Raw genomic sequence first — 10,062 nt, 5'->3', positions numbered from 1 at the left:
GGCGAGTTGCAGGACATCCCGATGTTCCGCAAGTTCGGCCGCTTCACTGCCTACACTGAAGGCTGGGGCCTCTACACCGAACTGCTGGCCAAGGAGATGGGCGGCTACAAGGATCCGTATTCGGACTTCGGCCGCCTTGCCATGGAACTGTGGCGCGCCGCCCGCCTGGTGGTGGACACCGGTCTGCACCATAAGAAGTGGACCCGCGAACAGGCGGTCCAGTACCTGATGGACAACACGCCGAACCCGCTGGGCGACAGCCAGAAGGCCATCGAGCGGTACATCGTCTACCCGGGTCAGGCGACCGCCTACCTCATCGGCAAGACGGAAATCCTGCGCGTGCGCGAAGCCGCCAAGGCCGAGCTGGGCGCGAAGTTCGACATCCGCCAGTTCCACGACGTGGTGCTGAAGAGCGGCCCGGTTCCGCTCGACGTGATGAAGGAAAACGTCGAGAACTGGGTGAAGCAGGTAAAGGCGCAGTCGTAAGACGGCGTTCGAGCAGGGCGCATGCCCTGCGACAGACACGCGGGGCCAGCCATAAGGCTGCCTGCCTGACCTGAAACGGAAAGGGCACCGGTTCACCCCGGTGCCCTTTTTGTTGCCTCGCCAGCCTACTCCGCCAGCCTACTCCGGCCGTTCGGGGCGGGTGATGATCTGGTCTCGCGCGGCTTGCGGGTCTCCGGTGATCAGTTGCGCGGCCAGCCGATCCTGATCATGGGTGCGGAACCGGGTCTCGGCCCGGCGGATCACCTCGCCGGAGACGCCCATGTCCTCCAGCGCCCGGCGCGCCATCACGACTGCGGATTCCAGCACCTCGCGCACGATGGCGTTGACCGGCGCGCCCTTCAGCGCGACGACGCTGCGCCGGTCATAGGCGCGCACGTACAGCGCGGCATTGGGGAAAGCCTGATGGATTTCGTGAACCATGCCAGCGGTGAGCTGGTCTCCATCCATGCAGAACAGGATGGCCTCCGCATCGGCCGCACCGGCCTGGCGCAGCAGGTCCAGCCGGGTGCCGTCTCCGAAATACACCTTGGCCCCGAATTGCTGGGCGACGTCGATCATCTCAATATCGAAGTCGATCAGCGTGACGGGAATGTTGTTCGCCATCAGCATCTGCGCCACGGTCTGGCCGAAGCGGCCATAGCCGATGACGAGGGCGTTGGCCGCCTCCCCGCTCTCTGCTGACCGATCGGCATGGGGGCCTTCGCGCACCTCGGCCTTGCGCACCGGCTCGGCGCGCAGCCTTTTGGTCGCCATCATCAGGAACGGTGTCGTCGCCATCGAAAGGGTGACGATCGCGCCGAACAGGCTGGCGACTTCCGGTGCGATCAGCCACGCGCTCTGCGCCTGCGCGAACAGGACGAAGCCGAATTCTCCGCCCTGGCTGAGCAGCAGCCCGAGCGCCAGCGCCGAGCGCCACGTCATGCGCATGGCCAGCCCGATCAACAGGATCACCAGCGTCTTGACCACGATCAGCGTCAGCGCCATGGCCCCGACGAACAGCGGCCGCTCGGCAATGGCCGACAGGTCCAGCATCATGCCGACGCTGAGGAAGAACAGCCCGAGCAGGATGGAGCGGAACGGCTCCACGTCTGCCTCCAGTTCGTGCCGGTAGGGCGAGTCCGCCAGCACCACGCCCGCGACGAATGCCCCCAGCGCGGTTGAGAGCCCCAGCGCCTCCATCAGCGCGGCGGCGGCTATCACCGTGAACAGCGCCGCCACGATGAACATCTCCCGCTCTCCCAGCGAGCCGATCAGCCGGAACAGCGGCCGCAGCAGGAACCGCCCCGCCGCGATCAGCCCGGCGATCGCGCCGATGGTGTACAGCGCCAGCAGCCAGCCCGGGGGACCGCCCGCATCCGCCGGGTTGCGGCTGAGCGCGGCGATGATGGTGATCATGGGGATGATGGAGAGATCCTGAAACAGCAGGATGGCAAAGGCGCGCTCGCCGAACGGCGTCTTCAGGCGGCCGGAGGATTGCAGCATCGGCAGCACCTGCGCGGTGGAGGAGAGCGCCAGCGGCAGGCCCAGCGCAAACGCCGCCGCCACGGTGAACTTGGTGAACACGGCGATGATGCCCGCCACCGCCAGACCGGCGGCCACCACCTGCACCAGCCCGACGCCCAGAATGTCGCGCCGCATCTGCCACAGCCGCGCCGGGCTCAGCTCCAGACCGACAACGAACAGCAGCAGCGTGATGCCCAGTTCGGCAATGCCGAGCTTCTCCTGCGCATCGCCCACCAGCCCCAGCACGTGCGGGCCGACCACCGCGCCCGCCAGCAGATAGCCCAGCGTCGCCCCCAGCCCCAGCCGCCGAAACAACAACACGAATACCAGCGCGAAACCCAGCAACAGGAACCCGTCGTGGAGCAGCGTGCTTTGCCCTGACTCACCCATGTGGCCTGCCCTTCCAAGAGAGTGGAGCGAATGTCACACAGTTCCTGAACGAACGCTGACGGCCGCCCGCTGCCGCCTGTTTTTATGGGGAACCGCGCCGCGTTCCTCCCGTTCGTTCTGGCGCCTTGCAGGCCCATTTCAGGAGACGTTCCATGGCACGGTGGCGCACATTCGCAGAGCTTGGATTCGTTGCGGTAATCGCCCTGGCCGGCGCAAGCGCGCCGGCGGCCGCCGCGCCCGTCTACAGCGATGTCATCGTGTTCGGAGACAGCCTGACCGACACGGGCAACGCGCATCTGGGCGCGGACGCACTCGGCATTCCCGATCCGGCCCCGCCGGCGCTGGGCTATTCCGACGGTCGCTTCTCCAACGGCCCCATGTGGGTGGATTACCTGAGCCAGAGCCTCGGCTTCGGGCTGCTGGAGCCTAGGCTGGCGGGCGGCACCAACTATTCGGTGGGCGGCGCAAGGGCCGTGCCGAACATCGATCCCTCGCTTGATTTTCCGCAGCAGCTTGAATTCTTCGCGGCGGATCTGGGCGGCGCGGCGGCCGATCCAAACGCGCTGTATGTGGTCAACTTCGGCGGCAACGATGCGCGCGACATTCTCCACACTGATGCGGACGCGCCGGACCCGGCCGCGGTTGCGCCCACCATCGCCGCCGGCATCGAGGCGCTGAGCGCGCTTGGCGCACGCAACATTCTGGTGGGCGGCATTCCCAACATCGGCCTGCAGCCCGAGCAGAACGGGGCGGAGGCCGAAGGGCGGGAGCTGTCTCTGCTTCTGGGGGCTGCGCTTGATGCCGCGCTCGACGACCTGACGCTGGCGGCGGGCACGCAGCTGTTCCGCTTCGATTACCCGCCGCTGACCGACGCCATCGAGGCCAACCCCACCGCATTCGGCTTCACCCAGCCGCTCGACAGCTTCTGCCTTGCGGAGCCCGCCGCCGTGCCGGACTGCTCCGGCTTCCTGTTCTTCGACCCGTTGCACCCGACAACGGCCGCGCACCGGCTGATCGCCGAGGCGGCGCTTGCCGCGCTTAATGATCCCACCGACGTGCCCGAGCCCGCAACCCTCGCGCTGCTGGGGCTGGGCGTGCTCGGCATCGGAGCGCATCGGCGCAGGCGCCGCTTCACCCGGTAATCCTGTCCAACTGGCCGTTTGCGGCCGCCTTTGCTTGACTCGCTCCGCCGTGCGCGGCATCCGACACGCCATGGCGCGTTTGTACGACCTTATTCGTCGCGGCCTGCTCCGGTCCGGCAGGCTTATCGCGGGCATCTAGCCCGGCCCCGCGGCGTGCGCGGGTCCGGGGACAGCATGCCGCCGCCGCACCTCCGCCCATCGCCCCGCCTTCGCGCGTGATGTCAGGCCGAGCCTGTCGCCGGCTTCTCGCCAGCCATGCTGGCAGTGCGCCTTACGCGCGACGATGGACGTTCGTCATGAAATCACCCAGCCGTGCCCGGGCCGGTACCCAGCGCGTTCGTACGCCTGCCCGGGATCAGCAGACATCCAAGCCCCACCACGCCGGCCAGCACACCGGTCAGCACACTGGCCGCCAGAGAAATCACCAGAAGAACCAGCCGGGCAATCAGCACGGCAAGCCCGCTGCGCGCGAAGTCTCCGGCAAACCCTCCAGCAAACCCTCCGGCCAGCCTTCCGGCACCGTTGCCAGCCTGCCGCGCGCCCTCTCCAAGCTGGGCTTCTGCTCGCGCACCGAGGCTGCGCGCCTCATCGAGGACGGGCGGGTTTCGGTGGACGGGCGCATCACCCGTAACCTTGCGCAGCGTGTCGATCTCGCCCGCTCGAAAATCCGCGTGGATGGCGCAAGCGTCGCCAGCGCCGCGCCGGTGTACCTCATGATCAACAAACCGCGCGGGCAGGTGACCACCCGCAGCGACCCCCAGCAGCGCGGCACGGTTTACGACTGCCTTGCCGGGCAGGATGGTCTGCCGTTCGTTGCCCCGGTCGGCCGGCTGGACAAGGCGAGCGAGGGCCTGCTGTTCATGACCAACGACACGGTCTGGGCCGAGCGGCTGATGAACCCCGCCTCCAACGTGCACAAGCATTACCATGTGAAGATCGACCGGCGCGCCACCGACCCCCGGCTTCCAGACCTGCTCGCCGCGCTGACTGCCGGCATCGAGGACGACGGCGAGCGCCTCAGCGCCCGCTCCGCCACATTGCTGCGCGAAGGCGGCAGCACCTGCTGGCTGGAAATCGTGCTCAGCGAAGGCAAGAACCGCCAGATCCGCCGACTTCTCGCCGCCCACGGCGTCGAGGTGCTGCGCCTCGTCCGCATCTCCATCGGCGGCGTTGCCCTCGGCGATCTGCCGAAGGGGACTTATCGGCTGCTGGCGGCGGATGAGGTCAAGCGGCTGACGCTGGTTGGGCCTAACGCGGAATAATGCTTTGTTTTCTGCGAGGGACTTGTCCCTCGCGCTCCCGTTCGTTTTATCGGGCCGCGCCGTTGGATAGGGTGGCGTTCATATATTGAAGCATATGAAATCCTAAAAATAGATGTGATCGCATATTCTTAGGATGCGACGATGGAAGCAGGACAAACATACTGCTCTGCCAGCAATTGAGCCTTCGTCGGAACTGCCGTATATACGTGTAGATACTTCACGGAGTGCGCCATGACGGTTGTGAACAGCCGAACCTTTCGGGCGGGAAACAGCGAGGCGGTACGGCTGCCGCGCGAGGTTGCCTTTGGTGCGGACACAGAAGTCACGATTGTCCGTCATGGCGACGTCGTTACCATTTACCCGGCCAGATCTTCTCCTGCTGATCTGGTGGCGGCGCTACGCAAATTGCCCAAGCCGGATCAGGTGGAAGAACGCGAGCCTGTCGAGATGCCCGAGCGTCCGGGGCTGTAACCTGTGGCCTGGCTGATCGATACGAACGTTGCCATTCACTTGCGTGACGGCCACGACGCCGTGCTGGACCGCATCGCGCAACTGGACAGCATGCCGCTGCTGTCTGCCGTTTCCGTAGTGGAACTGGAAGGCGGTGTTTACCGCGACCCCGCGCAGGCACCCATCCGCCGCGCCCGCCTCGATCTGCTGCTGGGCCAGTTCGCCATTCTCTCGTTCGATGCACAAACGGCAGAAGCCTACGGACGCATTGTTGCAGCAACCGGCTATTCCCGCACCAAAGTCATCGACCGCATGATTGCCGCACAGGCTATCGTGCACCGGGCAACCCTGATTACGATGAACGCGGCCGACTTCCGCGACATTCCCGGCCTTGCCATGGAGGCGTGGGATTCTCCGCAATAGCAGCGGCCTGTCGGGCTCGCTGCTGTCGGTGCAGGAGCCAACCAGCAAGGACGGCAGAACCACGGCGAAATGCCGGAAGCGAAGTTGCTTCCAATCACCACAATAGAAAAAGGACCGCGCCCTTGATGAAGGACGCGGCCCGATAAACGAATGGGGGCGCGGGGGTTAAGACCCCCGCAAAATACCCCTGAAAATCAAACCCTACTTCGCGTCCGCGCCAACGGCCTCCTGCACCGAAGCGAAGCCGTCGCGGCGCAGGAGCTTGGCGAGGTCGGTCTTGATGCGGGCCACCAAGCCGGGGCCTTCGTAGACGAGGCTGCTGTAGAGCTGGACGAGGGAGGCACCGGCGCGGATCTTGGCGTAGGCGTCGGCGCCCGACGCGATGCCGCCGACGCCGATGAGCGGCATCTGGTGGCCCACCTTGGCGTGGAAGCGGCGCAGCATTTCGGTGGAGGCTTCGAACAGCGGCGCGCCGGAGAGGCCGCCGGTTTCGGCCTTGTGGGCGCTGCGCAGGGTCTCGGGGCGGGTGATGGTGGTGTTGGAGACGATGAGCCCGTCGATGCCGCTTTCCAGCGCCACGGCGGCGATGTCTTCCACGTCCGCCTCGACGAGGTCAGGGGCGACCTTCACCAGCATGGGGGTCTTGTCCGCGCCGCGCGCCTCGATGCAGCGGTTGATGAGTTCGGCCAGCGACTCGCGGCTTTGCAGGGCGCGCAGGCCGGGCGTGTTGGGCGAGGAGATGTTGATGGTGATGTAGCTCACCAGCCCGAGGATGCCCTGAATGGCGGTGACGTAGTCCGCGATGCGGTCTTCGCTGTCCTTGTTGGCGCCGACGTTGCCGCCGATGATGCCGGGGCGGCCCTTTCGCGCTTCGAGGCGGGCCTTCACCGCGTCGAGCCCATCGTTATTGAAGCCCATGCGGTTGATGACCGCCTTGTCTTCCTTCAGGCGGAACAGGCGCGGGCGCGGGTTGCCGACCTGCGGGCGCGGCGTGAAGGTGCCGACCTCGACGAAGCCGAAGCCCAGCTTCAGGAGGGGGTCCGGCGCTTCGGCGTTCTTGTCGAACCCCGGGGCGAGGCCCACGGGGTTGGGGAAATTCAGGCCGAAGAGGCTGACGCCGAGGATGGGGTCATCCTTGCCCGCCTGCGGCACGAAGCCGGTCTTCAGCCCCATGATGGTGAGGCGGTGCGCGGTTTCTGCATCCAGCGCCTGAAGGCCGGGGCGAACGAGGGAATAGAGATCAGGCATCAGATGAGATCCTTCGGGAACTGGTGTACGCCATCGACAATCGGCAGGGTCCAGGTGCGGGTGACGGCCGCCAGCGGCAGCGCCGCATAGAGGTGCGGGAACAGCTTGCCCCCGCGCGACTCTTCCCAGCGCAGCGCCTCGCCCAGATGTGCGCCGTCCACCTGCGCCAGCACCAGATCGGCCTCCCCCGCGAAATGCCGGGCGGCGGTGCCCTCCAGCTGCTCTGCGGTGGAGAAGTGGATGAAGCCGTCACGCAGGTCATCCGCCGAGCCGGCAAAAGAGCCCTGCACTTGCGCCTCTGCCCACTCGCCCGGGCGGAAGATCTTGTAGATGGTGCTCACCGGCTTAGCTGACCCGTCACTGTTGCTGCTTTCGGGGCGGCGCCGGGGTTCCGAGTCGCCTGCCTTGCCCTCCCATACGGGCCCGTTTCCGGCGCGACAAGACCGGGCGGCCAGACTGCGGCAGAAACATCGCCTTTGCAGGGCGGTTCCCCCTTTTCCCTAGCGCCCGGATGGGCTAAGCGACGCATCGCTTGGGCGTAACGATCCTGCGCCGGAGCCGGGCAGGAGCCTGTGGCGTCATCCACGCTTGACATCGCGTGGCCACCCCCCACATAAACCGGACGAAATTGATCTGATTTAAGCGGAGTAGGTTTGCGCGATGGTGCGCCTGTCCAACCTGGCGGATTATGCGGTGGTGGTCATGTGTCAGATGGCCATGAGCACGGACGTGCGTCCGTCAGCCGCCAATATTGCCGCCGCCACCTCCATTCCCCTGCCGACCGTGGCCAAGCTGATGGGCACGTTGTCCCGCGCCGGGCTGCTGATGTCCTACCGGGGCATTGGCGGCGGCTTTGCCCTGTCGCGCAGCGCCGCGGAGATTACGGTGGCCGACATCGTTGAAACGGTGGACGGACCGATTGCGTTGACCCATTGCACCGATCCCGCGCCGGGCAACTGCGCGCGGGAGGGCATCTGCACCGTCAAGCCGCACTGGCAGATCATCAACCGCACCATCCGCGACGCCCTGTCCACGGTTTCGCTGGCTGATCTGGTGCAAGGCACGGCTTCGCTCCCGCTGGAGACTTCCCCGGAACCGGCGGCCGCAGCAAACGAGTTGAGGCGTTAACATGGCGACCCAAGAAACCATTTCGACTGTTGAAGACCTCACCGGCACCTACAAGTGGGGCTTCTCGACCGACATCGAATCCGAGTTCGCGCCCAAGGGCCTCAACGAGGACATCATTCGCTTTATTTCGGCCAAGAAGCAGGAGCCGGAATGGATGCTGGAGTGGCGTCTGAAGGCCTACCGCCACTGGCTCACCATGAAGGAGCCCAAGTGGGCGATGGTGAACTATCCTGAGATCGACTTTCAGGACGCCTACTACTACGCCGCGCCGAAGCAGAAGCCGACGCTGAAGTCCCTCGACGAACTGGACCCCGAGATCCGCCGCACCTACGAGCGCCTCGGCATTCCCATCGAGGAGCAGAAGGTGCTGGCCGGCGTGGAAGGCGCGCGCAAGGTGGCCGTGGACGCGGTGTTCGACTCCGTGTCCGTTGCCACCACCTTCCGCGAGGAGCTCTCCAAGGCGGGCGTGATCTTCCTCTCCATCTCGGAGGCGATCCGCGAGTATCCGGACCTGGTGAAGAAGTACCTCGGCTCGGTCGTGCCGATGCACGACAACTTCTACGCGACGCTGAACAGCGCCGTCTTCTCGGACGGCACGTTCGTCTACATCCCCAAGGGCGTGCGCTGCCCGATGGAGCTCTCCACCTACTTCCGCATCAATGCGCAGAACACCGGCCAGTTCGAGCGCACGCTGATCGTGGCGGATGAAGGCTCCTATGTTTCGTATCTGGAGGGCTGCACCGCCCCGATGCGCGACGAGAACCAGCTGCACGCCGCCGTTGTTGAACTGGTGGCCATGGCGGACGCCGAGATCAAGTACTCGACCGTCCAGAACTGGTATCCGGGCGACAAGGAAGGCAAGGGCGGCATCTACAACTTCGTGACGAAGCGCGGCCTGTGCAAAGGCGCTCGCTCGAAGATTTCGTGGACGCAGGTGGAAACCGGCTCCGCCGTCACCTGGAAATACCCAAGCTGCGTGCTGGCGGGCGAAGAGTCGGTGGGCGAGTTCTACTCGGTTGCGGTGGTGAATAACTACCAGCAGGCCGACACCGGCACGAAGATGATCCACATCGGCAAGAACAGCCGCTCCACGATCATCTCCAAGGGTATTTCGGTGGGCCGGGCCCAGAACACCTATCGCGGTCTGGTGAAGGTGCTGCCGACGGCTGAGAACGTGCGCAACTTCACCCAGTGCGACAGCCTGCTGCTCTCTGACACCAGCGGCGCGCACACGGTGCCGTACATTGAGGTGAAGAACCCCTCCGCCCAGATCGAGCACGAGGCCACCACCTCGAAGATTTCGGACGACCAGCTGTTTTACGCCATGAGCCGCGGCCTCTCGGAAGAGGAAGCGGTGGCATTGATCGTCAACGGCTTCTGCCGCGAAGTGCTGCAACACCTGCCGATGGAATTCGCCGTCGAGGCCCAGAAGCTGCTGAGCATCAGCCTTGAAGGCTCGGTTGGCTGATCCGGCAAGAGATTTGAACAGGAAGTAATGCTGATGCTTGAGATCAAAAACCTGCACGCCACGGTAGAAGGCAAGGAAATCCTGAAGGGCCTGAACCTGTCCATCAAGCCGGGCGAGGTTCACGCCATCATGGGGCCGAACGGCGCGGGCAAGTCCACCCTCGGCTACACGCTGGCGGGGCGCGACGGCTATGAAGTGACCGGCGGCGAGGTGGAATTCCTCGGGCAGGACCTGTTCGAGCTGGAGCCGCACGAGCGCGCCGCTGCCGGGCTGTTCCTTGGCCTGCAATATCCGGTGGAAATTCCGGGTGTCTCGAACCTGACGTTCCTGCGCACCGCGCTCAACGCCCAGCGCAAGCTGCGCGGCGAGGATGAAGTTTCCGCCGCCGACTTCCTGCGCCTCATTCGTGAGAAGGCAAAAGAGCTGGATCTGGACGCCGAAATGCTGAAGCGCGCGGTGAACGTGGGCTTCTCGGGCGGCGAGAAGAAGCGCAACGAGATGGTGCAGATGGCCGTGCTTTCCCCGAAGATGGCGGTGCTGG

At 65.4% G+C, this 10,062-nt stretch carries 11 protein-coding genes; 8 read left to right on the top strand and 3 right to left on the bottom strand.

What is annotated here, in order from left to right:
• The coding region (locus VIG90_RS04200) for a DUF885 domain-containing protein (protein WP_331592194.1) at positions 1-486 on the top strand (486 nt) is incomplete at its 5' end.
• A gap of 138 nt (positions 487-624) precedes the next feature.
• Here the strand turns inward: VIG90_RS04200 and VIG90_RS04195 are convergent.
• Positions 625-2,400 (bottom strand): cation:proton antiporter, encoded by a 1,776-nt coding sequence (locus tag VIG90_RS04195; protein ID WP_331592193.1) that lies wholly within the window; start codon positions 2,398-2,400, stop codon positions 625-627.
• Between the two features lie 152 nt (positions 2,401-2,552).
• Here VIG90_RS04195 and VIG90_RS04190 point away from each other — a divergent pair, with 152 nt between their 5' ends.
• From VIG90_RS04190 to VIG90_RS04175, 4 genes are all read left to right on the top strand, one after another.
• Positions 2,553-3,542: an SGNH/GDSL hydrolase family protein gene (locus VIG90_RS04190; RefSeq protein ID WP_331592192.1), complete on the top strand. Its 990-nt coding sequence runs from the start codon at positions 2,553-2,555 to the stop codon at positions 3,540-3,542.
• A gap of 296 nt (positions 3,543-3,838) precedes the next feature.
• A complete protein-coding gene (locus VIG90_RS04185) occupies positions 3,839-4,804 on the top strand; it encodes a pseudouridine synthase (RefSeq protein ID WP_331592191.1) in 966 nt (321 codons plus the stop codon).
• 231 nt (positions 4,805-5,035) lie between these two features.
• Entirely contained in the window at positions 5,036-5,275 is a 240-nt protein-coding gene (locus VIG90_RS04180; protein ID WP_331592190.1) for an antitoxin, read from the top strand.
• Positions 5,276-5,278: 3 nt separating this feature from the next.
• On the top strand, positions 5,279-5,677 hold the full coding sequence (locus tag VIG90_RS04175; RefSeq protein ID WP_331592189.1) for a type II toxin-antitoxin system VapC family toxin: 399 nt from the start codon (positions 5,279-5,281) through the stop codon (positions 5,675-5,677).
• Positions 5,678-5,878: 201 nt separating this feature from the next.
• On the opposite strand, the gene VIG90_RS04170 is transcribed toward VIG90_RS04175, so the two are convergent.
• Entirely contained in the window at positions 5,879-6,925 is a 1,047-nt protein-coding gene (locus VIG90_RS04170) for a quinone-dependent dihydroorotate dehydrogenase (RefSeq protein WP_331592188.1), read from the bottom strand.
• The gene (locus VIG90_RS04165) at positions 6,925-7,266 is read right to left on the bottom strand and encodes a DUF952 domain-containing protein (protein ID WP_331592187.1); all 342 of its coding nucleotides are present in this window, start codon (positions 7,264-7,266) and stop codon (positions 6,925-6,927) included. The genes VIG90_RS04170 and VIG90_RS04165 overlap by 1 nt, the downstream gene beginning before the upstream one ends.
• A 319-nt stretch (positions 7,267-7,585) precedes the next feature.
• Between VIG90_RS04165 and VIG90_RS04160 the strand changes: the two genes are divergently transcribed.
• The 3 genes from VIG90_RS04160 to sufC form a co-directional block, all read left to right on the top strand.
• A complete protein-coding gene (locus VIG90_RS04160; protein ID WP_331592186.1) occupies positions 7,586-8,053 on the top strand; it encodes an SUF system Fe-S cluster assembly regulator in 468 nt (155 codons plus the stop codon).
• A 1-nt stretch (position 8,054) separates the two neighbouring features.
• Positions 8,055-9,521, top strand: coding sequence for a Fe-S cluster assembly protein SufB (sufB, locus tag VIG90_RS04155; RefSeq protein ID WP_331592185.1), 1,467 nt, complete (start codon positions 8,055-8,057; stop codon positions 9,519-9,521).
• Positions 9,522-9,554: 33 nt separating this feature from the next.
• A partial coding sequence (gene sufC, locus VIG90_RS04150; RefSeq protein ID WP_331592184.1) for a Fe-S cluster assembly ATPase SufC occupies positions 9,555-10,062 on the top strand: 508 nt, incomplete at its 3' end.

Origin of the sequence: Pedomonas sp. (genome assembly GCF_036515995.1) — a bacterium.
GTDB lineage: Bacteria > Pseudomonadota > Alphaproteobacteria > Sphingomonadales > Sphingomonadaceae > Pedomonas.
The sequence above is the reverse complement of the archived record's forward strand: the minus strand, read 5'-3'. Positions and strand labels throughout refer to the sequence as shown.